This is a genomic window from Mycobacterium parmense (genome assembly GCF_010730575.1).
GTDB lineage: Bacteria > Actinomycetota > Actinomycetes > Mycobacteriales > Mycobacteriaceae > Mycobacterium > Mycobacterium parmense.
Genome location: NZ_AP022614.1, coordinates 4,857,687 through 4,879,986, shown reverse-complemented (window position 1 = coordinate 4,879,986; position 22,300 = coordinate 4,857,687). Strand labels below are relative to the sequence as shown.

At 63.9% G+C, this 22,300-nt stretch carries 25 protein-coding genes; 17 read left to right on the top strand and 8 right to left on the bottom strand.

Annotated features, from left to right (window positions below; genetic code table 11):
- The 9 genes from G6N48_RS22515 (at window position 1) to G6N48_RS22475 (ending at window position 8,706) form a co-directional block, all read left to right on the top strand.
- Entirely contained in the window at window positions 1-525 is a 525-nt protein-coding gene (locus tag G6N48_RS22515; protein WP_085268337.1) for a nucleotide exchange factor GrpE, read from the top strand.
- A 6-nt stretch (window positions 526-531) separates the two neighbouring features.
- Window positions 532-1,461 (top strand): DnaJ C-terminal domain-containing protein, encoded by a 930-nt coding sequence (locus G6N48_RS22510; RefSeq protein WP_085268336.1) that lies wholly within the window; start codon window positions 532-534, stop codon window positions 1,459-1,461.
- On the top strand, window positions 1,458-1,778 hold the full coding sequence (locus tag G6N48_RS22505) for a chaperone modulator CbpM (protein WP_085268335.1): 321 nt from the start codon (window positions 1,458-1,460) through the stop codon (window positions 1,776-1,778). Before G6N48_RS22510 ends, G6N48_RS22505 begins: the two co-directional genes overlap by 4 nt.
- Window positions 1,760-4,384, top strand: coding sequence for an ATP-dependent chaperone ClpB (clpB, locus tag G6N48_RS22500; RefSeq protein WP_085268334.1), 2,625 nt, complete (start codon window positions 1,760-1,762; stop codon window positions 4,382-4,384). Before G6N48_RS22505 ends, clpB begins: the two co-directional genes overlap by 19 nt.
- Before the next feature lie 13 nt (window positions 4,385-4,397).
- Window positions 4,398-4,847 carry a thioredoxin gene (trxA, locus tag G6N48_RS22495; RefSeq protein WP_085268333.1) on the top strand — a complete coding sequence of 150 codons (450 nt, stop codon included), beginning with the start codon at window positions 4,398-4,400 and terminating at the stop codon, window positions 4,845-4,847.
- Window positions 4,844-5,110 (top strand): UBP-type zinc finger domain-containing protein, encoded by a 267-nt coding sequence (locus G6N48_RS22490; protein ID WP_085268332.1) that lies wholly within the window; start codon window positions 4,844-4,846, stop codon window positions 5,108-5,110. The genes trxA and G6N48_RS22490 overlap by 4 nt, the downstream gene beginning before the upstream one ends.
- Before the next feature lie 8 nt (window positions 5,111-5,118).
- A complete protein-coding gene (locus G6N48_RS22485) occupies window positions 5,119-6,816 on the top strand; it encodes an FAD-dependent oxidoreductase (RefSeq protein ID WP_085268331.1) in 1,698 nt (565 codons plus the stop codon).
- 166 nt (window positions 6,817-6,982) lie between these two features.
- Window positions 6,983-8,011, top strand: coding sequence for a hypothetical protein (locus G6N48_RS22480; protein ID WP_085268330.1), 1,029 nt, complete (start codon window positions 6,983-6,985; stop codon window positions 8,009-8,011).
- Window positions 8,012-8,244: 233 nt separating this feature from the next.
- Window positions 8,245-8,706 (top strand): Hsp20/alpha crystallin family protein, encoded by a 462-nt coding sequence (locus G6N48_RS22475; protein ID WP_085268329.1) that lies wholly within the window; start codon window positions 8,245-8,247, stop codon window positions 8,704-8,706.
- A 175-nt stretch (window positions 8,707-8,881) separates the two neighbouring features.
- Here G6N48_RS22475 and G6N48_RS22470 read toward each other — a convergent pair whose 3' ends face one another.
- Both G6N48_RS22470 and G6N48_RS22465 read right to left on the bottom strand, forming a co-directional pair.
- Complete coding sequence (locus G6N48_RS22470) at window positions 8,882-9,334, bottom strand: DUF1931 family protein (protein ID WP_085268328.1); 453 nt, start codon at window positions 9,332-9,334, stop codon at window positions 8,882-8,884.
- A 137-nt stretch (window positions 9,335-9,471) separates the two neighbouring features.
- Complete coding sequence (locus tag G6N48_RS22465) at window positions 9,472-10,083, bottom strand: HdeD family acid-resistance protein (protein ID WP_264049546.1); 612 nt, start codon at window positions 10,081-10,083, stop codon at window positions 9,472-9,474.
- A gap of 527 nt (window positions 10,084-10,610) precedes the next feature.
- Between G6N48_RS22465 and G6N48_RS22460 the strand changes: the two genes are divergently transcribed.
- From G6N48_RS22460 to zwf, 3 genes are read left to right on the top strand one after another with little or no spacing between them, the layout of a single operon-like run.
- Window positions 10,611-11,993 carry a glutamate decarboxylase gene (locus G6N48_RS22460; RefSeq protein ID WP_085268447.1) on the top strand — a complete coding sequence of 461 codons (1,383 nt, stop codon included), beginning with the start codon at window positions 10,611-10,613 and terminating at the stop codon, window positions 11,991-11,993.
- A 4-nt stretch (window positions 11,994-11,997) separates the two neighbouring features.
- Window positions 11,998-12,297: a beta/alpha barrel domain-containing protein gene (locus G6N48_RS22455; RefSeq protein WP_139825686.1), complete on the top strand. Its 300-nt coding sequence runs from the start codon at window positions 11,998-12,000 to the stop codon at window positions 12,295-12,297.
- Window positions 12,294-13,859: a glucose-6-phosphate dehydrogenase gene (zwf, locus tag G6N48_RS22450; RefSeq protein WP_085268326.1), complete on the top strand. Its 1,566-nt coding sequence runs from the start codon at window positions 12,294-12,296 to the stop codon at window positions 13,857-13,859. Before G6N48_RS22455 ends, zwf begins: the two co-directional genes overlap by 4 nt.
- A 189-nt stretch (window positions 13,860-14,048) precedes the next feature.
- On the opposite strand, the gene G6N48_RS22445 is transcribed toward zwf, so the two are convergent.
- From G6N48_RS22445 to G6N48_RS22420, 6 genes are all read right to left on the bottom strand, one after another.
- Entirely contained in the window at window positions 14,049-14,570 is a 522-nt protein-coding gene (locus G6N48_RS22445; protein ID WP_232066686.1) for a hypothetical protein, read from the bottom strand.
- A 171-nt stretch (window positions 14,571-14,741) separates the two neighbouring features.
- Window positions 14,742-15,038: a putative quinol monooxygenase gene (locus G6N48_RS22440; RefSeq protein WP_085268324.1), complete on the bottom strand. Its 297-nt coding sequence runs from the start codon at window positions 15,036-15,038 to the stop codon at window positions 14,742-14,744.
- A 187-nt stretch (window positions 15,039-15,225) separates the two neighbouring features.
- Entirely contained in the window at window positions 15,226-15,783 is a 558-nt protein-coding gene (locus G6N48_RS22435; RefSeq protein ID WP_085268323.1) for a type 1 glutamine amidotransferase domain-containing protein, read from the bottom strand.
- A gap of 22 nt (window positions 15,784-15,805) precedes the next feature.
- Window positions 15,806-16,045, bottom strand: coding sequence for a hypothetical protein (locus tag G6N48_RS22430; RefSeq protein ID WP_085268322.1), 240 nt, complete (start codon window positions 16,043-16,045; stop codon window positions 15,806-15,808).
- A 221-nt stretch (window positions 16,046-16,266) separates the two neighbouring features.
- The gene (locus G6N48_RS22425; protein WP_085268321.1) at window positions 16,267-16,878 is read right to left on the bottom strand and encodes a hypothetical protein; all 612 of its coding nucleotides are present in this window, start codon (window positions 16,876-16,878) and stop codon (window positions 16,267-16,269) included.
- A gap of 282 nt (window positions 16,879-17,160) precedes the next feature.
- Window positions 17,161-18,000, bottom strand: coding sequence for an MBL fold metallo-hydrolase (locus tag G6N48_RS22420; protein WP_085268320.1), 840 nt, complete (start codon window positions 17,998-18,000; stop codon window positions 17,161-17,163).
- 250 nt (window positions 18,001-18,250) lie between these two features.
- Between G6N48_RS22420 and G6N48_RS22415 the strand changes: the two genes are divergently transcribed.
- The 5 genes from G6N48_RS22415 (at window position 18,251) to G6N48_RS22395 (ending at window position 22,256) form a co-directional block, all read left to right on the top strand.
- A complete protein-coding gene (locus G6N48_RS22415; RefSeq protein WP_197745601.1) occupies window positions 18,251-18,706 on the top strand; it encodes a DUF2267 domain-containing protein in 456 nt (151 codons plus the stop codon).
- 242 nt (window positions 18,707-18,948) lie between these two features.
- Window positions 18,949-19,407: an Hsp20/alpha crystallin family protein gene (locus G6N48_RS22410; RefSeq protein WP_085268319.1), complete on the top strand. Its 459-nt coding sequence runs from the start codon at window positions 18,949-18,951 to the stop codon at window positions 19,405-19,407.
- A 278-nt stretch (window positions 19,408-19,685) separates the two neighbouring features.
- A complete protein-coding gene (locus G6N48_RS22405) occupies window positions 19,686-20,246 on the top strand; it encodes a type 1 glutamine amidotransferase domain-containing protein (protein ID WP_085268445.1) in 561 nt (186 codons plus the stop codon).
- 184 nt (window positions 20,247-20,430) lie between these two features.
- The gene (locus G6N48_RS22400; RefSeq protein WP_085268444.1) at window positions 20,431-20,919 is read left to right on the top strand and encodes a Dps family protein; all 489 of its coding nucleotides are present in this window, start codon (window positions 20,431-20,433) and stop codon (window positions 20,917-20,919) included.
- 482 nt (window positions 20,920-21,401) lie between these two features.
- Entirely contained in the window at window positions 21,402-22,256 is an 855-nt protein-coding gene (locus tag G6N48_RS22395; protein ID WP_232066685.1) for a S1C family serine protease, read from the top strand.
- The last annotated feature ends 44 nt before the right edge of the window (window positions 22,257-22,300 follow it).

Below are 22,300 nucleotides of genomic sequence, written 5' to 3'. Positions count from 1 at the left end.
ATGGTAAGCCCCGCAGAACATTCCAAAACCAAAGAGGATGGTGGCCTAGTCGGCGAGAGTCCGCCAGAAGCCGTTGGGTCTCAATCTGATTTCGACAAGGAGCGCGCCCGGCTCGAGGACCGCTGGCGGCGCGCTGTCGCCGATCTGGACAATGTGCGCAAGCGGTATGCCAGCGAACTGGACCGCGAACGAGCAACGGAACGGTCCAGGGTGGCCGGCGCGTGGCTGCCCGTCGTCGACAACCTGGAGCGGGCGATCAATCACGCCGGCGACCGATCGGACGCGCTACTCGACGGCTTGCGGAGCATTCTCGAGCATGCACTGCAGATTCTGGAGCAGCTCGGCTACCCGCGCGATGCGGAGGCGGGAGTGCCCTTCGACCCCGAGCGTCACGAGGTGGTCGATGTGGTGGAGCACCCGGACAGCACGCCCGGGACGGTTGTCGAAGTGCTTCGACCGGGCTACGGCGAAGGTTCGAGACAACTGCGGCCGGCGGCCGTGGTGGTCAGCCGCCGCGGGGAGTGACGCGTCGTGGCCCGCGACTACTACGACGTGCTCGGGGTGTCGCGGGACGCGACCGCCGATCAGATTCAGCGGGCGTTCCGCACACTGGCCCGCAAATATCATCCCGACGTCAACAAGGATCCAGCGGCCGAAGAACGGTTCAAGGAGGTCAACGAGGCCTATCACGTGCTGTCGGATCCTGACACCCGCAAGCGCTACGACCGATTCGGCGAAGACTTCCGCCAGGTTCCCGAGGACTGGGAGGAACGGGTGGGCGCCGGCGCCGGCGGCTTCGGTGGCTTCCAGGCCGGAGGGCCCCGGCCCTCGGGCGCGCGGGTGCGCTACGGCCAGGGGTTCGGCGGTGCGGGGGGCATCAACATCGAAGACCTTTTCGGCGACATGTTCGCAGGCAGTGGAGGATTCGGGCCGATTCCGGGCGCCGACCAGGAAGCGGTACTGGAGCTGACCGTCGAGGAGGCCTATCGGGGCGGCAAACGGCAGATCTCACTGGATGGCCGCAACTACGCGGTGAACATTCCCGCCGGCGTCATCGACGGTCAGCGCATACGGTTGCCGGGAGAGGGCGGTCGAGGCAGCGGCGACGGACCGGCCGGAGATCTGTACCTGCGGGTGCGCATCAAGCCCCATCCCCGCTTCCGGCTCGACGGACGCGACGTTATCGTCGATCTGCCGGTGTCGCCGTGGGAGGGGGTGCTGGGGACCACGGTCGCTATTCGAACTCCCGGTGGCGAAGCGAAAGTCAAGGTGCCGCAGGGGTCGTCGACCGGTCGGCGGCTGCGGTTGCGTGGCGAAGGCATGCCCAACCCGCGCGGTGCCGCTGGCGACCTCTATGCGGAGATCAAGGTGATGGTGCCGTCGAAACCCACGGCGCGGGAACGCGAGCTGTTCGAGCAATTGGCAACGGAGTCCACGTTCGACCCGAGGAGGGGGCGATGACCGCCTCCCACTATGTCCTGGCGCGGCGGCCCGGAATGCGGCTCGACGTCTTCGCAACACGCTGCGCGTTGCATCCCGAAATGGTGCGCCGGCTGGTGGCGCTCGGCCTCGTCGCCTGCCGGCAGGATGCCCGCGGCGAGCTCTGGTTCGAACCGTCCGCGTTGGCGACGGTCGCCCGCATCCAGCGGTTGAGGACCGGTCTGGGACTCAACTACGCGGCGATCGGGCTGGTGCTCGACCTGCTGGACCACATCGAAGAGCTGGAATCCGTTGCTCGCCGAAGGAGGAGGACCTCACCGTGGACGTCAACAAGCTGACGCAGAAGTCACAGGAGGCATTGGCCGAAGCGCAGAACCTTGCGACCCGAATGGGTCACATCGAGGTCGACGGCGAACACCTGTTGATGGCGCTGATCGACCAGCCCGAGGGTCTCGTACCGCGGCTGCTCGAGCAGACGGGCGCCGACACAGCGGCCCTGCGGGCGGACCTGGAACGCGAGCTGAATCGTCGGCCGAAGGTAAGCGGCCCGGGCGTCGCGCCGGGTCAGGTGTCTGTCACCCGGCGCCTGGCGGCCCTGTTGGAGGCTGCCGAGCGAGAAGCCAAGCGGCTCAAGGATGAATACGTGTCGGTGGAGCACCTTGTCATCGCCCTCGCCGAGGAGGGTTCGGCGAGCGTCGCCGGAAGGATTCTGGCTTCCCATGGTGTTACGCGGGAATCGTTCCTCGGCGCGCTGACCAAGGTCCGCGGCAACCAGCGGGTCACGTCAGCGTCGCCGGAGGGGGCCTACGAGGCCCTGGAGAAGTACGGCCGCGACCTGGTCGCCGAGGGTCGCGCCGGCAAGCTGGACCCGGTGATCGGCCGAGACTCCGAGATCCGCCGGGTGATTCAGATCCTCAGCCGCAAGACCAAGAACAATCCGGTGCTCATCGGCGACCCGGGGGTCGGCAAGACCGCGATCGTGGAGGGCCTGGCCCAGCGGATCGTTCGTGCCGATGTCCCGGAAGGCCTGCGCGACAAAACCATTTTCTCCCTGGACATGGGTTTGCTGGTGGCAGGTGCGAAGTACCGGGGTGAATTCGAGGAACGACTGCAGGCGGTGCTGTCAGAGGTGAAGGCGGGCGAGGGTCGAATCCTGCTGTTCGTCGACGAGTTGCATACGGTGGTCGGCGCGGGGGCGACGGAAGGTTCCCTCGACGCCGGCAACATGCTCAAGCCGATGCTTGCCCGCGGTGAGCTGCACATGATTGGTGCAACCACGCTTGACGAGTACCGCAAGCACATCGAAAAAGACGCCGCGCTGGAGCGACGGTTCCAGACCGTGCTGGTCGACGAGCCCGACGTGGAGGACACAATCTCGATCCTGCGCGGCCTGCGCGAACGCTTCGAGGTGTTCCACGGCGTGAAGATTCAAGATGCCGCCCTGGTCGCGGCCGCGACGTTGTCGCATCGCTACATCACCGACCGCTTCCTGCCCGACAAGGCGATCGACCTGGTCGACGAGGCATGTGCGCGGCTTCGGACCGAAATCGACTCCATGCCAGCGGAGTTGGATGAGATCACCCGCCGGGTCACCCGGCTCGAGATCGAGGAGGCAGCGCTGGCCAAGGAGACCGACGCGGCCAGCAAGTCCCGTCTGGGGGAACTTCGCAAGGAGCTGGCCGATCTGCGAGCTGAGGCCGATGCCCGGCACGCGCAATGGGATGCCGAACGGCAGGCGATCCGGCGGGTACAGGAACTGCGCGGGCAACTCGAACAGCTTCGGCACGAGGCCGAGGAAGCCGAACGCAACTATGACCTCAACCGGGCGGCCGAGTTGCGGTACGGCCAGATCACCGAGCTGGAACGCAAACTGCAAGCGGCCGAAGAACAGCTGGCGTCCAAGCAGGGCGAAAAGCGGCTGCTGCGCGAGTCCGTCACCGAGGACGAGATCGCCGAAATCGTTGCGGCATGGACCGGCATCCCGGTCGCGCGACTGCAGGAGGGCGAGCGTGAGAAGCTGCTGCGGCTCGACGAGATACTGCACGAACGGGTGATCGGCCAGGACGAGGCGGTCCAGCTCGTCGCCGATGCCGTGATTAGGGCCCGCTCCGGAATTCGGGATCCGCGCCGCCCGATCGGCTCGTTCATCTTCCTCGGGCCCACCGGCGTCGGCAAGACCGAACTCGCGAAGACGCTGGCCGCGGCACTGTTCGACAGCGAGGACAACATGGTCCGGCTTGATATGAGCGAGTATCAAGAGCGGCACACAGTGAGCCGGTTGGTCGGTGCGCCACCCGGATACGTCGGCTACGAGGAGGGCGGCCAGCTCACCGAAGCGGTACGCCGCAAGCCCTACTCGGTGGTGCTGCTCGACGAGATCGAAAAGGCGCACGCCGACGTGTTCAACACCCTGCTGCAGGTGCTCGACGATGGCCGGCTCACCGATGCGCAGGGCCGTCAGGTCGACTTCCGCAACACGGTGGTCATCATGACCTCCAACATCGGATCGCACTACCTGCTCGAGGGCGTCACTGCGGACGGCGAGATCAAGCCCGACGCGCGCGACCGGGTGATGGCGGAGCTGCGCGGACACTTCCGGCCCGAGTTCCTCAACCGCGTCGACGACATCGTCTTGTTCGCTCCGCTGTCGATGCCGCAGCTCGAACGAATCGTCGAGTTGCAGCTGGCCGAGCTACGGGATCGGTTGGCGGAGAGGGATATTGAGCTCGACATTACCCCGGAGGCGCGCCGGATGATCGCCGAACACGGCTACGACCCGGTGTACGGGGCGCGTCCGCTGCGCCGTTACATCGCCCACGAGGTGGAGACCAAGATCGGTCGGGCGTTGCTGAGCGGCGACATCGCGGGCGGTGGGAAGATTCGGGTCACCGCGGACAACGGCGAACTCGCCGTTGCCTATTCGGAACCGGCTCTGGCGGCCTGAGGGAGAGGGCGCCATGGAAACAGACATCGTGACATGCCCGCACTGCGGGAAACGCAACCGCGTACCCGCGGCGGCTGTGGGGAAGCCGCGGTGCGCCAACTGTCACCGGTGGCTGCCGTGGATCGCTGCGGCCGGTGACCTCGACTTCGCCGAGGTTGCCGAAAAGTCCTCGGTTCCAGTACTTGTCGACCTGTGGGCAACCTGGTGTGGGCCGTGCCGCATGGTGAGTCCGGCGCTGGAGCAGCTCGCCAGCGAACGCGCCGGAGAACTCAAATTGGTCAAGGTCGACGTGGACAAAGCACCGGCGATTTCGCAGCGGTTCACGGTGCGGGCAGTACCGACACTGCTGCTCCTTGACCACGGTCGGGTACTGGGGCGGCAATCGGGTGCCGCTCCCGTTGCGGCGCTGCGCAATTGGCTTGACCAAGCACTGTCAACACCAACCGAGGAGGCGCGATCGTGACGTCGACATTCATCGACCCCGACTTGGCGGCTATCCGCCGGGTCACTCCCAGAACCCCGAATGGCTGTGAGGAATGTTTGCGTCTGCATACCCCGTGGCTGCATCTTCGGCTGTGTCTGAGCTGCGGGCACGTCGGGTGCTGCGATTCGTCTCCGATGCGCCACGCGCGCCAACACGCCCACACGGTAGGCCATCCAATTGTGCAGTCGTTCGAGCCCGGTGAATCGTGGCGTTGGTGCTATGTCCACGAAATCTATGTCTGAGGTGACTGATGTCTGACGTAACGTCCGTGGAATCGCCGGTCCCGGCCACTCAGGAGTGGGAAGAGACCCCGGACATGTTCGGTGCATACCCACGGTTGACGGAGGACCAGATCGCGACATTGCTTCCCGGCGGCAGCAGGCGGCGGGTCGGAATTGACGAGGTCCTGGTTCGCGAGGGGATGCGATCCGACGAGTTGTTCGTGGTGTTGTCGGGCAAAGTCGCAATCGTTACCGACGACGATTCCGGTGAGCGGCGGCTGCTGCGCGTGCACGGAGCCGGCAGATTCCTGGGGGAGCTCGGTGATCTGGAAGGCCAGCCAGCGGTCTACACCGCGATCGTCGTGGTCGAGGGCGAGGTGTTGGCGGTTCCCACCAGTCGCGTGCGTTCTCTGGTCGCCCACGACCAAGTGCTGAGCGACCTGATACTGCGTGCATATCTCGTGCGTCGTTCCCTGTTGATCGGGCAGCGCGTCGGGTTCCGGATCATCGGATCGTGTTTCTCGCCCGACACCGCCCGCTTACGAGAGTTTGCCGCCCGCAACCGATTACCACACCGATGGCTGGATCTGGAACGTGACCCAAACGCGGAGCGGCTGCTGCACCGTTTCGGCATTCCCCCCGAGGACACGCCCGTGGTGATCTGGGGAACCAGGGTGCTGCGCAATCCCAGCAACGTCGAGCTTGCCCGAGTGGTGGGCCTCGCCGTGCCCGACGTAATCACCGACGAACGGGACGTAATAGTGGTCGGCGCAGGTCCGGCCGGTCTCGGTGCTGCCGTGTACGGCGCTTCAGACGGGTTGCGGACTTCGGCAATAGAGCGGATCGCCGTCGGCGGCCAGGCCTCGACCTCGTCGCGCATCGAGAACTATCTGGGCTTCCCGGCCGGAATATCCGGGTCTGATCTGGCCGAACGTGCATTCCTGCAGGCCGATAAGTTCGGCGCACGAGTCTCGGTGTCCGCGGAGGCCACCCGGCTGGAATCTGACGGCGGACAGCTCCAGATCACGTTCGCCGACGACACCGTCGCCGTCGGGCGCTCCGCGGTGCTGGCCACCGGCGCACGTTATCGCCGCCTGGACGCCCCGGGGATCGATGCATTCCAGGGCAACGGCGTGTATTACGCCGCCACCTATCAGGAAGCGCTGCTGTGCGGTGACGGCCCGGTGGTCATCGTCGGGGCCGGTAATTCCGCCGGTCAGGCGACCGTGTTCCTGGCGACTCAGGTGTCGCGGGTATATCTGCTGGTGCGAGGGGACGACCTGGGCAAGAGCATGTCGCGCTACCTCATCGACCAGATAGTTCAGCATCCGCGGGTGACGGTCCGTCTCAACACCGAAGTCCGCGAAGTCCACGGGGACAAGGCTTTGACAAGCGTTGTGGCCGAGAATAATAAGACCGGTGAGCGGAATTCAATCGAGGTACGGGCACTTTTCGTGTTCATCGGGGCGGACCCGAACACCGAGTGGTTGGCCGGAACGGTCGCGCTCGACGGCCACGGCTTCATCGAAACCGGGCAGGCCGCGGCGAATCACGTTGCCGGCGCAGACGGGCTCACCACCGTCCGCCGCCCGGTCTTTTTGGAGACCAGCGTGCCCGGTGTCTTCGCCGCCGGAGACGTGCGCAGCGGGTCGGTGAAGCGAGTGGCATCCGCGGTCGGCGAGGGAGCCATGACGATCCGCCAAATCCACGAGTACTTCGGGACCTGATCGCGGCGGTCTCCCCCGAGGGACCAGCCACCAGCCAACCGGGATGACCGACGCGGGACAGCCAAGAGGTCAGACGCGCACACGTGCAGAGGTTTAACGTCGTGCCGGACTCAGTGCGGCCACCAGGGGCGTTTGGCCGTGTGGGGTACGGGTAGAAGGGGGACCTATGCCGGGCGCACCGTCATCGATCTTGCTCGTCGCCGACCCCGGTGTTCCGGCGGCGATCGCCGCACGCCTTTCTGATTCGCTCCCGAATGCGCTGATGCACTGTGCTGCAGCAGATGGCAAGTGGGACGTGTCCGTGCGACACGACTCCTATCCGGTCGACGACCACACCGAAGTCTTGGAGGTGATACGCATCGTTGACCCGGCTGGCGAGCCCGAGGACATCGTGATCTACCTGACCGATCTACCCCGACGTGTCGGGACGACGCCGGTAATTGTCGATATCAGCTTGAACAACGGGTTCGGAATGATTTCCATCCCCGCAGTGGGCGGCGTGTTCCTCGAGCGCCGGGTGAGGACCCTGGCACAGACAGTCGTGACCGAGCTGACGTGCCAGTCGGGGAGGCAACACGGATCCATGAAGCGGCTGACGGAGGACGACGGAGTTGTCCGCTATGTCGCGCCGACCTCGCTGTCAACTCTGCGCCTTCTGATGGGCATGGTTTACGCCAACCGTCCGTGGCGGTTGGCTGCGGGTTTGTCCAAGGTGCTGATGGCGGCCTTCGCCGCTGGGGCCGTGAGCCTGGCATATCCGACAATGTGGCAGTTGTCCGACACGATGGGCCCGTGGCGGCTGAGCGTGGCGACGATCTTGGCGAGCGCAGCGATGATCGGGTGGCTCATCCTCCACCACAATTTATGGGAGCGGCCGCCGTCGGCCGGCGAACGCAAACGCGCGGTGTTGTACAACGCAGCGACCGTCATCACCCTGACAATTGGCGTCGCCATTCTCCACATCGGACTGTTCATCCTGCTGCTGGTGACCGCCTGGTGGACGCTTCCGCCCCAACTCATCGCCTCCAACATCGGCCACCCCGTCGGCCTGTCAACCTTATTGCTGATGGCCTGGTTGGTGGCGGCGGTGGCAACGTTGGGCGGTGCCCTGGGATCCGGGATGGAGGACGACGAGGTTGTCAAGGCCGCGGCGTACGGGCTCCGGCAACGCAAGCGATTCAACAAATCGAACTGATCAGGTGTCCCGGGCGTTGAGTCGGTCCGCCAACTCCAGTTCACCGTTGGCTTCATCCGCAGCCGACGGCGTCGGGGTGGTCATGGGGCCATCACCGCGGTCACCGGGCCACAAAAAGCTTGGACACGGAGTGCGCAATGACGGTGCCGGTTTCGGCTTGGCAGTACGACGCGGTCATCGTGCCGACAGTGCACTCTAGAACCCACACGCGGTTCGAATGAGGAGGTTCAGTTATGACTCTGCCTGTACGACGTGCCGGCGCTACCCCGGCGATGTGGCGCCCATTCCGTGGATTTGAGGATATTTATTCGGAGTTCGACCGGCTCGTGCAGTCGTTGGTCGGTGGTCCCGGCGGGGACGGTGCATGGTTGCCCGCCGCCGATGTATCAGAGACTGAGGCCGCCTACGTCGTCGAGATCGAGCTGCCCGGCGTGCGGCCCGGGGATGTCGACGTGGAGCTGGACGGCAATGAACTTGTGGTGACCGGCGAAGTCAAGGAGCGCAAGCGCGAGGGTCTGCTGCGACGCCGCACGCGTCGCATCGGGAATTTCGAGTATCGCGTGACCCTGCCCGGTGACCTTAGGGCTGATGACGTCGAGGCCTCTCTTGCACATGGTCTGTTGACTGTTCAAGTACCGAAGGCGCAAACCACCAAGCACAGCAAGATCGAGGTGGCGGAATCGAGCAGCGATTAAGGTTCCATGACCGCATGCTGGGTGCGGACACTTCCGTAAGTCGCCACTGGCGTGACCACACCCGTGTTCACGCCAGCCACCGACGGTTCAAAGGGCGCCGTAGCGCTGTCTACTGCTGTGAAACACCGCTCGCGACAACATATTTGCCGATCATGGCGGTCAGGACCGATTTGCCTCAGACGATCAACCTAAAGAACTCGCGGACCCGGTCCCAGTGCTGTGGCGACGGGTTTTCTAAGGTCGGATCAATCAGGCGGAACGACCGCGCCAGCGCGATGCTCAACCCGCCGAAGAGCTCCGGCAGCATTTCTTCGGTGTCCTCGCTAAAGGTCACGTCCGCCGGTGGACGCCGCACAACTTGGCGCAATAGGTCCCGGACCTCCTCAGCCTCATCGAGTTTGGCGAACTCGCGCATCCGTTCCTGAACGCCTCTGGTGATCGGGAGGTCTTGGGGCACGATGACGTCGCGACCGTTCCATTTGGCCGTGTCGCGTCCGGCGATGGCGATGCTATCGATCTGCTCGTCGACGAACTCACGGAACCGTCGCAGGTCGTTCTTATCTAATTTTATGCCCGCGGCCGAGCGAAAGAAGCGTTCGAACAGCGGAATCCCCATTGGATGGGTCATTCCATTACCTCCTCGGTGATGTCGCAACCGCCCGGACTGTTTGACCCAGCTCACCAGGTCGCGCCTGAACCTGACAGTACGAGCGAATCGACGTCGCGGCAGGCGCGAAACCCTTTGACAAGCCGTCGACTCATGGCCTACGCCGCACTGCCGTTCGCCGGCCGCACGCGGACGTGGACCCGTTTCACGTCCGCGCGCATGCGCACCGCCGATATGATCTCGAACCCCCCGATGACAATCAGGCAGACCCCGACTGCGAGGGCCAACGTGACGATCGACGGGAACGGTGCCGCAAGCACGATTACCCCGGCAAGCAAACTGAGCACGCCGAAGAAGGCCTGCCACCCGCGTGCCGGCAGCTCAGGATGGCTGATAGCGGCGACTGTCCTCGCGACGCCATGGAAGATGAAACCGATGGCGATCCAAATGGCCAACAACAGCACCGCATACGCCTGGCCGAAGTGTCTAAAGGTCAGTACCGCAACGATCAACGCCGCGCCGGCGCCGATGAAAAGAAGGATCCGACCTCCGGCAGATACCGGCAACGTCAAGGCGGCGAACACCTGGGCACAGCCGACCGCGAGCAGATACACCCCGAATAGCACCGAGGCGACCATTATTGAGATGCCAGGCCACGCCAAAATCAGCACGCCGAGCATGACGGCTATCACCCCTGACGCCAGCGCCGCTTTCCATGCGTGCGGCAATAATTTTGTCGCGTCGATCTCGGGCTTTTCCGCTTGATCCACGTTAACCACTTCTGCACCTCGCCCGTCGTCTGTTAAGGGATTGCTGGCAGCGCGGCGCCGCCAACACATGCCGCACGCGGCCAATCGGTCACCCTGCTTTCGGTGACCCCGCTTCAATTTAGGCGTGATGGTGTCGGCTTCGTCGCCCACTACACAGTCTGACAATCGCCAGCGGTGTCGCGTCAACCCACGAGGTCGAACATTTCACGCGTGAGTCGTGCTGGGAGTACTACAGAGGTCAACCCGGGCCAGGTCCACTCGGGTAGGGGCTACGAAAGACCAGTCGAGTCATCGGATTACACGATGACGACCCCGAAGCGGTTCTTACCCTCCGACGTGTCGGGAATGTGCTTGGACCCGGTGAGGCATAAACACCAAGGTGACTCGGTCCTCGAGGGTTGATGCGGGCCTCGCCAGACATCAGCTGGGATTAACTCCATAAGCGCGGGGTTCGAAGGCGACGATCAGAGTGGCGGCGCCGCAACCCCTCACCGCAAACTATGCCGCAGGCCATGCAGGAGGCAGCGATGACTCAACTCACTCGTCATTACCACGGTGGGGCCATCATGCCCGCTTACACCGGACGCTTTGAAATAAATCATATTCCGGCGCTACAACTTCCGGCAGCTACGCAAGATCCACGGGTCGCGTACCGATTGATCCATGACGAGCTGATGCTGGATGGAAGTTCGCGGCTGAACCTGGCGACCTTCGTCACCACCTGGATGGAACCCGAGGCCGAGCAGCTCATGGCCGAAACGTTCGACAAGAACCTGATCGACAAGGACGAGTACCCGGCGACCGCCGCGATCGAGCAACGCTGCGTGAACATCGTCGCCGACCTGTTCCACGCCCCCGGGCTGTCGTCTGGCGACCCGGCCAGCGCGACCGGGGTGTCAACCGTCGGGTCCTCTGAGGCGGTGATGCTCGGGGGACTTGCACTGAAGTGGCGCTGGCGCACTGCGCGCAACGCCGCGAACCAGGATGTGTCCCGGCCGAACCTGGTACTAGGCAACAACGTTCAGGTCGTGTGGGAGAAGTTCTGCCGCTACTTCGACGTCGAGGCGCGCTACCTGCCGATCGAGAAGGGCCGCTACGTCGTTACCCCCGAACAGGTGCGGCAGGCCGCCGACGAGAACACCATCGGAGCGGTCGCGGTTCTCGGCACGACCTTCACCGGCGAGTTGGACCCGATCGCTGACATCGTCAACGCGCTCGACGATCTCGCTGCCGCGGGCGGACCCGACGTCCCGGTGCACGTGGATGCGGCGATCGGCGGATTCGTCGCACCCTTTCTGCACCCGCACCTGCAGTGGGATTTCCGGCTCGACCGGGTGGTCTCAATCAACGTGAGCGGCCACAAGTACGGACTCACCTACCCGGGCATCGGGTTTGTACTGTGGCGCGGCCACGAATATCTGCCAGAGGATCTCGTGTTCCGGGTCAACTACCTGGGCGGCGAGATGCCGACCTTCACGCTGAACTTCTCCCGCCCCGGCAACGAAGTAGTCGGGCAGTACTACAACTTTTTGCGCCTCGGTCGCCGCGGATACACCAGCATCATGTCGACGCTCCGCGATACCGCAGTGTGGCTTGGCAAGCAGATCGAGGCCATCCACGGGCTCCATCTGGTCAGCGACGGCTCGGCAGTGCCTGTGCTGACATTCGAAGTGGTGGAAGACGCCGGCTTCACGGCATCAGAGGTCTCCCACGAGTTACGAGCCTTCGGCTGGCAAGTGCCGGCCTATACTATGCCGGCTAACGCCGAAGACGTTGCGGTGTTGCGCATCGTGGTTCGCGAAGGCTTCAACGCCGACCTGGCTGCGCAGTTTCGCGATCGCCTGGCAGCCGTGTGCACCAGCCTGCATGAGCAGGGCGTGCGCGCACAATCTACTCCCGCTACGTACTGAGTCCATGCCGAGTCCGCGGAAGCCGCCGATCCCACCAGCGTCGTTGCCGCGGCTGGAGAACGTCGGCACCGACGAGGCGCTCGCGCTGCGCGACCAGGCCTGCATCGACGACGCGCGGTTGGCGTATGCCGCCCTCCGGGAGGTGCACCTCGGCGGTCAGCGATTTGAGGAGCTCTCGGCGGTGCCACTGGATCTGCGCCGTGTGTTCCTCGTGCTCGACACAGAAGGCGTCGAGAAGTTCGGGGCGTCGCGCAACGATCTGCTGAAGGAAGCGCAAGCCCAGCTGGACGCCGCGGCGAAATGACCACCCTCCCGTCGACCAACTCCACAACGGCCGCTGCGGCCGCCTGGGTGAACCCGCTGCGAGACAAGCGGGATAAGCGGCTGCCGCATATCGCCGGCCCCTGCACGGTGGTGATCTTCGGGATCACCGGGGATCTGGCCCGCAAGAAGCTGATGCCGGCGATCTACGACCTGGCCAATCGCGGGCTGCTAGCGCCGACATTCGGACTAGTCGGTTTCGCCCGACGGGATTGGGCTGACCAGGATTTCGCCACGGTCGCCTACGACGCCGTCAAGCAGTATTCGCGCACGCCGTTCCGGCAGGAGGTGTGGGACCGGCTGGCCGAGGGCCTCGCGTTCGTGCCTGGCACGTTCGATGACGAGGCGGCGTTCGGCCGGCTGGCCGAATGCCTGGAGAAGCTCGATGCGGAGCGCGGCATCGACGGCAATCACGCGTTCTACCTGGCGATCCCACCGGAGGGTTTTCCCGTGGTGTGCGAGCAACTGCAAAAGTCCGGGCTGGCGTGTCCTCGGGAGGGCTCCTGGAGCCGGGTGGTGATCGAGAAGCCGTTTGGCCGTGACTTGCGGAGCGCTCGCGAACTCAACGCTATCGTCAACCGAGTCTTTCCCGAGGAGTCGGTTTTCCGCATCGACCACTACCTCGGTAAGGAAACAGTCCAGAACATCCTGGCGCTGCGGTTCGCCAACGAGCTGTACGAACCGATCTGGAATGCGAATTATGTTGACAACGTGCAGATCACGATGGCAGAGGACATCGGCCTCGCCGGACGCGCCAGCTATTACGACGGCATCGGCGCCGCCCGCGACGTGATCCAGAACCACCTGTTGCAACTGATGGCGCTCACCACGATGGAAGAGCCGATCAGATTCAGCGCGCGCGCACTGAAAGATGAGAAGGTCAAGATCCTCTCGGCGGTCCGGCTGGCCCAGCCGTTCGACGAGACAACGGCCCGCGGCCAGTACAGCGCCGGCTGGCAAGGCAGCGAACACGTCCGCGGCCTGTTCGAGGAGGAAGGGTTTTCCAACGAGTCCACCACCGAGACGTTCGCGGCGATCACGCTGGAGATCGACACCCGCCGCTGGGCCGGCGTACCGTTCTTCCTGCGGACCGGAAAACGCCTGGCCCGCAGAGTGTCCGAGATTGCGCTGATCTTCAAATGCGCACCGCATCTGCCGTTCGACCAGATCATGACCCAGGGGCTGCGCCACAACGCGTTGGTGATACGGATCCAGCCAGACGAGGGCATCACGCTGCGGTTCGGCTCCAAGGTGCCCGGCACCGCGATGGAGGTCCGCGACGTCAACATGGACTTCTCTTACAGCTCCGCGTTCACCGAGGACTCGCCCGAGGCTTACGAACGGCTGATCCTCGACGTGCTACTCGGTGAGGCATCGCTGTTCCCGGTCAACGAGGAGGTCGAATTGTCCTGGCAGATCCTCGATCCGGTCCTCGAGTACTGGGCCGCGCACGGTCGGCCCGAGTCGTATGAGCCCGGCGCGTGGGGCCCCTCTTCGGCGTTCGAGATGCTGCAGCGCATGGGCCGGGAATGGCGGCGGCCATGAATCGTCGAGCGTCCCAATACCACAAACGACGACATCCATCGAGCGGATCACCAGCCTGCTCAACGGGGACGGCGCAATCGCGCTCGGACGGATGCTGACGCCGGTCGCCGCACCCGACACCGGGGACATGGTGGAGGATTCGATCGAGGCCGCCACCTGGGCGTCTCTGTGGCCGTGACACCGATTGCGCTAATCAGCCGAGACCGGCACTTGGACGGATATCTTGCCTACGTGTGCGAATTGGAAGGCGAACTCATAAGTCAGCCCATTGCTGATCGGCTTGGTCAGTATCACGGTCGCGGTGGCAGTGTTGGCGGGTATAACCTCTGCCAGCGCGCTGGCGTCCACCCGGCCCGGGCTGTCGACGATCAGTATGCCATCGGCCGGTATCGTCGCGGTTCCGGCCACGGTGACCGCACCGACGTCGGAGGTAACCGCGACGAGGGCGTCCGCGGTGTCCGGTGATTGATTGGCGGCCACCAGGGCCAGGTCAACGGTGTTGCCCGGCCGCACGGCGTAGCCGGACTGCTCGGCACGGATCCGGATGTTGCGCAGCGCAATGTTATTGAGAGTAGCCATGGAGCCGTTGACCGCCGGTTCGATCGTGGCGGTTTGCGACTGTTGTCCGGCGCTGCAACCGCTCACTGCGGCGGCGGCAATCAGCGCGCACAACGCTGCCGCAGCCGGTCCACGTGATACCGATGAGTTCACGATGTTGTCCGATCTGCTAGAGATGGCCGGCCCCACCGTCGACTATCCGTGCCACACCTTAATTCTGCGTTGCCCAAAGCAATCGGGCGTCGTCCACGCTGTCCGAAAGATCGCGTCCGGACTGCTTCGCGGCCTATCCTGTTGCCCCGATACGCGGCGTCAGCAACGGCCTCAGAGCTTGTTGGCGAGAACGTCCAATTTGCTGATTGCGGGTGGCGAGGCGAACAGCTCGTCGGCCTTGTCCGCTAGGGCCTTTCCAACCGGGCCGCCAAGATGTGCCTCTCGTGCCGCCTCGTCGGGGAAAGCGTCGATAATGCCGAACACCGACGGACTGAACCGAACCGCAAGCCATGGTTTCGTGCCCGGTTCTTGCTCGACAAGCGGCAGCGCCGACAGAAGAAATTTCTCGACTGCGGCCTCCTTGCCGGGCTTGGCCTCGAGCCGCACCAGCAACGCCTTTGTCGCCATGGTTGCCTCCTTTCCGTTGTCGTTTACCGAAAAGCGGAGAACGCTGCCGCAGCGGCGGAATGGTCCCAACACTTCTCAGTTACCACTGTGCCCAACGTTCGCAGTCCCGGCCTCGTCCCGGCAGTTCAAACATTCTCCGCGGAGTTGGACGCCGAAGGTCGACGACGTAAGCCGTGGGGCCTAAACGTCAGACGGGCTGTTTCGCCTTCGCGAACTGGGCTACTAGCGCGCCGCAGAAAGCTGGTAGGTCGTTGGGTGACCTACTGGAGATGAACTGACGATCGATCACGACCTCCTCATCAACGACGTCCGCCCCGGCCCGCCGGAGATCCGTTCGGATGCTAGGCCATGACGTCATCCTCACTCCCCTAATGACGTCCGCTTCGGCGAGAGTCCACGGGCCGTGGCAGATCACGGCGATCGGTTTGCCCGTGTCCGCGAATGCCTTGACGAAGCCAACCGCGTCGGCGTTCATACGCAGTTTGTCAGGGTTGACGGTTCCGCCCGGCATCAGCAGCGCGTCGTAGTCATCGGCGGACACGTCGGCGACCAAGCGGTCGACCGGAAAGCTTCCGGCCGGCTCCATGTCGAACTGCCGGGCCTGAATCTCGCCCGGATGCAGCGAGATGACCTCGGTCGTGGCTCCCGCACCGTGTAACGCCCCGCGGGGCTGTTCCAGTTCGACTCGCTCGACACCGTCGGCGGCCAATATGCCGACGCGGTGACCCCTAAGTTCCTGCGTCATCGGATTCTCGATGCTCGTCGGACTAGGCGGCCTCGACGACTACAGTGCCGTCGTCTGAGATAGTGACGACCACATCCATTTCATCGGAATCGTCGATGATCGTCAGCAGCTCTATCACTGCATTGCGGAGTTCGGGTGCGTCCATGTTCTGAACGGTTTCGCGGTTGTCCGGGTTGCCTCCGGGTGCCAGTGGGACTGCGGAGTCGTTTTCGGTGGTGGTTTGGGTGTCGCTGGTGTGTTGATTTTCCGTGTCTTCAGCCATGACTCGACGGTATTCACTCGTTCGTCGGCAGTAGATGACCCGGCAGGTCGATTCTTGGCCCCCGACTTTGTCATGAGGAGTCACTGCGACGGTCATCACCCGGTCGCTGCAACTACGACGCGCTGCCTCTCGCCGCAAGTGCGATGGTGTGTTTCTCGGATCCGAGTAAATCCAGCAATGTGTTCGCGGGACGTAATGCTTTGTCGCGTTTTCAATTTCGATCACTCCGCCGGGATGGACCGAAACACCAGCCCGTACTCGTCGAGTGCGACTACGGCGCAGTTGGTCGCCGCGACGGCGTCCACTCGGAGCGCTGCGGCAGGACTGCGGCTCTTTACCAGGGCGTCGATGTCGCGCCAAATGGTTTGGCTGAGTTGTCGGCCAGAGCGGTGATCGACCAAAAGGGCTGCACTGACGAACCCGTCGGCCTCCGTCAGCCAAGGCACCGCTGTGTCTTCATATCCCGCTATCGCCTCGTCGAGTGCGGCCGGATTCGTCTGATAGACGGTGTGGCGCACGCCCGCTCCGCCCTCTTCTCGCCCCACCCGAGTCACGCTCGCCCTCCTGAAGCGTTCGACGGAGGCGGTGCCGAGCGCAAGACGGATCGCGTCGTCGCGGACACCGGCCTCTACGCGTTCGCTTTCTCGCATGGCATCGTGTGAGACCCAGAACGACTCGAGGACCGCGATGGTCAGGTCGAAAGATACCTGTAGCGACAATCCTTTCTCGCCAGGTTCCGCCTCAAGGCGCAATCGGCCATCAGAAGCGAGGTATGCGATGGCGTCGTCGATCCGTTCTGGATCGGCGGTTATCAGCGTGTGCCGAACATGCATCCGTGGCTCCTTCCTCGTCACGACTGCGGGGACTGTGTCGCCATGAGGACGGCAAGCGCGCACTGGGCCGCCTGCTTAGAGGACGCCGGATTCCGGCCGGTGCCAAGCCGCCCGTCCACCACCGCGTGGGGACTCCAGGCCGCCCCTGGTCGAAGTCCGCTCCCTTTTCGCCGACGCGCACATCAGCGGCGGCCCACTCGCGGCGCCCCGCGCTCCAGCGATGTATGCGTCTCACTTCGTTTCCGCCCCAGTTTGTCTCGGGGGCGCGTCCATTTTCAAGCGTCATACCCGAGGTTTGAAGGTGTAGGTCTCGCCGTGAGCGAGGTAGACGAACTTCGCACCTGCAGTCGAGGTCTGGGCTGCCTTCTTGAAGTCGTCGAGTCCGGATAGGAATACCGAGAAGTCGTTGTAGTGGATCGGGATGGCGGTGCACGGTTTGGTGATCTCGACGGCCTTCACTGCCTGCTCGCCGGTCATCGTGACAACGGTGACCAGGAAGGTAGTGCCACCGGTGTGGATTAGACCGAGGTCGATGTCGGGGTAGCGGCGCGGGATGTCTTCGAGGCTGTCGACGAGCATGGTGTCGCCAGTGATGTAGAGGCGATAGAGGTGATCGTCGTTGCGGCTGAAGTCGAGCAGGTGTCCGTTGACAGGCATGAGCAGGTCATTGACCGACTCTTCGGCGGCATGCTTGGCCGGCATGGCCGTAATAGTCAGCGTCGCGTCGCCTTTGCTCACCACCAGGGATTCCCAGGTGTCGAGGGGATAGCCCTGCGCGAAGCCGAGCGCGCTGAGCTTGTCCACCGCGTCAGCCGTGGATACCACGGGCAGTTCCTTGTCGAGCTCTTGGGCGGCGACGTCATCGAAATGATCGCCGTGGTAGTGCGACAACACGATCAGATCGATCGGTGGCAGGTCAGCGACCTGGCACGCCGGCTCAACCTCGCGCCGGGCCCAGATGCCGTGACCCAGATCGACGTGCTCGCCTTTGTGCAGGAAGGCGGGATCGGTCAGGATCGTCAGGCCGCCAAAGCGGATTAATGTGGTGGCGTTACCGATGAAATAGACATCGCCCTCATTGAAATCTGCTGTCCCACTACCTGTTAGCTCTAGTCTGGTCATCCTGTCCTCTCATGTAGGCGGTGCTGGCGGCCACTGAATACCTTGAATACCTCGAATACCTCGAATACCTCCTTGGTGATCCGACCGTCTTCGTCGACATGCTGCCGCTGACGCCGCCGTGCCGTCTTGGACACACTGGTACGAAAACTATCGGCTTCCCTAGACCTCGGCGCCCGCCCTTCGCAGTGGTCTCGATCTGCCAGAACAGGTGGTCCATCGACTCTTACTAACCACAGGTTGGTGCGCGGAAATGCACAACCGGGCATTGTCCGAGGAAACCGCCGCGGTGGAACAGACAGTTGGAGATGAGCCGATGAATGCTCACGAGTTTTATCGCGACGTCGCCGAGCGCACCATGCTGTCGAAGGGGGAGGCAGCCGATCTGACCCGTGCGGTACTCGAGGTCTTGGCGACGCGAGTGAACGGCGGAGAGGTACGGCACCTGATCCGACAGCTCCCCGAGGATCTTGGCGACTCAGTGCGATGGAACAGCAAAGGTCCGCAGCGATTCGACCTGGATGACCTGATTGTGCGCGTCAGCCGCCGCACTGGGCTGAACAAGACCGAGACTATGACCGGTGTAGAGGCGGTGCTGCTGACCCTGCGCGAGGCGGTGGACCGGAAGGAGTTCAACGACTTCATGTCGCACCTTCCTCTGGAGTTCACCAGGCTACTCCCGGCGCCAAATCCACCACCGGCGTTGTAGAGCCTCCAATTGCCGTGGCGAAAGGTGCTGAGCCTGACGCTCACCATCGCCCGCCCAACGCTCTGGTGCTCGTCCTAAGAGGACGAATCCCACTCCGGATTTCGGACCCGCTGGGCGCACGCGACTACCGCGGCCAGATGCCAGACTTCTGCTCTGGGAGCGCATTACCGCGCTTCGGGTAAGGATTCTACGTGGCGTCGACGGGCGACCGCCGCGAACGTGGCCAACCTAGGAGATCAGCCATGACATTGATGCGTTTCGACCCGTTCCGCGAGCTTGACCGCCTGGCCAATCAGGCAGCGGGAGGTGCCTGGACGGCGCACACCCTGCCCATAGAGGCCTTACGCCGGGGCGACCAATTCATCATCGCTATCGACGTGCCCGGCATCACAGAAAACGATGTGGACGTCACCGTCGAACGCAACGTCGTCGAGGTGAGCGCCCGTCGCCAACCGCTGCACCAAGAGGGCGACCAGGTGATCGTCGACGAACGACCGCAGGGCGAGTTCCGCCGGCAGCTCTTTCTTGGCGAGAACCTCGATCCGAGCAAGATGACCGCCCAAGTCGACCATGGCGTGCTGACTTTGACGGTTCCGGTGTCGGAGGCCAGCAAGCCGCGCAAGATAACAATCGGCGCGGCGAACGGTGGCCCGCAAGCCATTCCAACCACGTCTGAGTCTCAGCAAACGGTAAACGCCTAGGTGCGGTCCTCGCCAGTCCCTCGGCGAGCATCTCGGCGTTCTCGGCCTTAACAGCCGGTATGCCAAATGGCCAGCCAAAAAACGGGCATTGGGCCGATTCAAAGTTGAACACTATCCTGCCGGCGCCGCGCGGTGGAGCGGATGGTTGCCGAGGCCGAGACGAACCGCAACGCAGACGAGGAACTGCGGCGCGCAGTCGAGGCGCGCGACGAACTCGATTATGTCGCAACATCGTAATACTCAGACCACAACGGGCGGCGGCATGAGGAGTGCAATTCATGTCAAAAATGTTGCAGGGCAGAAAGTTTGCAATCCTGGCGGCCGACGGCGTGGAACGGGTCGAGCTGGTGCATCCGTCCGCGGCGGTGCACCGGGCCGGTGGGCAGACCGAACTGTTGTCTTTGCGTAATGGCTGGATCCATATGCGCAACAACGACCTCGATCCGGCGGGCACGTTCACTGTCGATCGCGTTGTCGCCGACGCGTCGATCGACGACTACGGCGGCCTGCTGCTGCCGGGCGGAACGGTGAATCCCGACAAGCTGCGCACCCATGAACGTGCAGTCGCGTTCGTGCGGGAATTCGTGGAGTCGGGCAAACCGGTCGGGGTGATCTGTCACGGCCCATGGACGCTCATCGAGGCAGGCGTCGTCGCGGGACGAACCCTCACGTCGTATCCCAGCGTCCGGACCGACTTGCGAAACGCGGGCGCTAACGTGGTCGACGAAGACGTCGCGGTCGACGGAAACCTCATCTCGAGTCGCTCACCGGAGGATCTGCCGGCGTTCTGCGCCGCCATCGTGAAAGCCTTCGCCCAAACGCCGGCAGCGACATCATGACACCGACCTGCGGCCGTTGGAGACCGCGAACGCCCAGAGGCGTTGGGTACTCTGCTGCTCTACCGCTGCGGCCGCGACCTTCGCCGAAACGGCAGCATGCACGGTCGGGCGTTCGGCAACAAAGTTTTTCAGGCAACGACACGTCACCGCTGATACCACGAAAGGGATTACCGTGACCACTTCAATCCAGACCAACCGTCGTGACATCGACCAGGTGCGCCCGTTCGTCGCCCCGGATAGCTTGCCGCGCAACCTGCAGAAGGTACTCGTCGACTTGATCGAGCTGCATCTCCAAGGCAAGCAGGCGCACTGGAATGTCGTCGGAACAAACTTCCGGGACTTGCACCTGCAACTCGACAGCATCGTCGACACCGCACGCGAAGCCAGTGACACGATCGCCGAACGCATGCGCGCCCTTGACGCAGTTCCCGACGGGCGCTCAGATACGGTCGCGGGCACGACCACCGTCCCCCCCGCTCCGCCGGCCGAACTCAGCACCACCGAAACCGTGGACATGATGGCCACCCGGCTCTACGCCGTTGTCGACACCGCGCGGACTGTGCATGACGAGGTCGATGCCGCCGATCCGGCAACTGCTGACCTGCTGCATGCCATCATCGACTCCCTCGAGAAGGAAGCGTGGATGCTCAAGTCCGAAAACCGCAAGCTTTAGAGCGCGAATAACCGGATTGGCCGTCGAAGACAGGTTGCGTTGGGCCCGGACGCCGCGATCCGGGCCGTTTCGCGACAGTTCATGCTCCGCGGCGAGAATCTCGACAATCCGAGTGTGCAATGCTTCGGATTTCCCGGCCTGTCAGGTCAGCTGAGCGCACCTGGTTTGAAGGTGGCGGGACGAGGCCGATCGCGACGTGGGCTGGCACAGTCTGGCAAGAAGGCGCGGCGCGCGACGCCTCATCGCACGTCGTCGACGGATTCCCTACCGAGGCGGGGTCGCTGATGCATGCACCATCGATCGCACGCAAGAATGCCTGGACGCGGCTGGCGATCGCGGTCGGCGTAGCTTTCTGTGCTGGATGCGGCCCGGACCGCAACGCTAGCCCGCCGACCACACCCACCTCACCCACTGGCCAATCGGCTACGGTTCCGGCGGCCGCGATGGACATACCGACACTGGTTCGGCAGACGGAGCCCTCGGTGGTCACGGTGCTCACGGACAATGGCCTGGGCAGCGGCATCGTATACAAAGCCGACGGGACAATCATCACCGATGCGCACGTGGTCGCCGGTGCGCACCAGATCACCGTGGCCTTCGCCGACGGGCAGCAGGTGACCGCGAAGGTTCGTGCCGCGGACAACGTGTCCGATGTCGCGGTCTTGCAGGCCGACCGGGGTGGGCTAACTCCCGCGACATTTGAGAAGTCGCTGCCCCAGGTCGGTGCGCTGGCCGTGGTCATCGGCAGTCCGCTGGGGTTCGAGGCCAGCGTCACGTCGGGCATCATTTCCGGCCTGCATCGCCAGATCCCTGGGTCCGCATCCGCCATTGCTCCAATGGTGGACCTGGTCCAGACCGACGCGCCGATCTCACCCGGCAACTCCGGCGGGGCTTTGATCGACGGACGAGGACACGTTGTCGGCGTGTGTGAGGCCTATATTCCCCCGACGGCTGGCGCGGTCGCCCTGGGTTTTGCCACAGCGGCCGCGACGGTCGTCGACGTCGCTGACCAGTTGTTGGCGACCGGCACCGCCCACCATGCCTACGTCGGCATTCTGCCCCGCACCCTGACGCCCCAGATCGCCCAACAGCTGGGGGTCAACCGCCCCGACGGCGTCGTCGTGCTGGCGGTGGGCACGCCCGGTCCGGCGGCGGACGCGGGCATTAAGCCGGGCGACATTATCACCGCGGTCAATGGTCGGGACACCCCGACGGCCGAGAGCTTCATATCGGCACTTCTGGTGAGTAAACCAGGCGACAAGATCCAGCTGACAGTGCAACGAGGCGGCGCGACCCAACAGATTTCGGTCACTGTCGCAGACCGCCCCAGCACGTAACTGGCGGCCCCCTGCGGCTGACGTCCCGGGCGGATGGGAGGGGT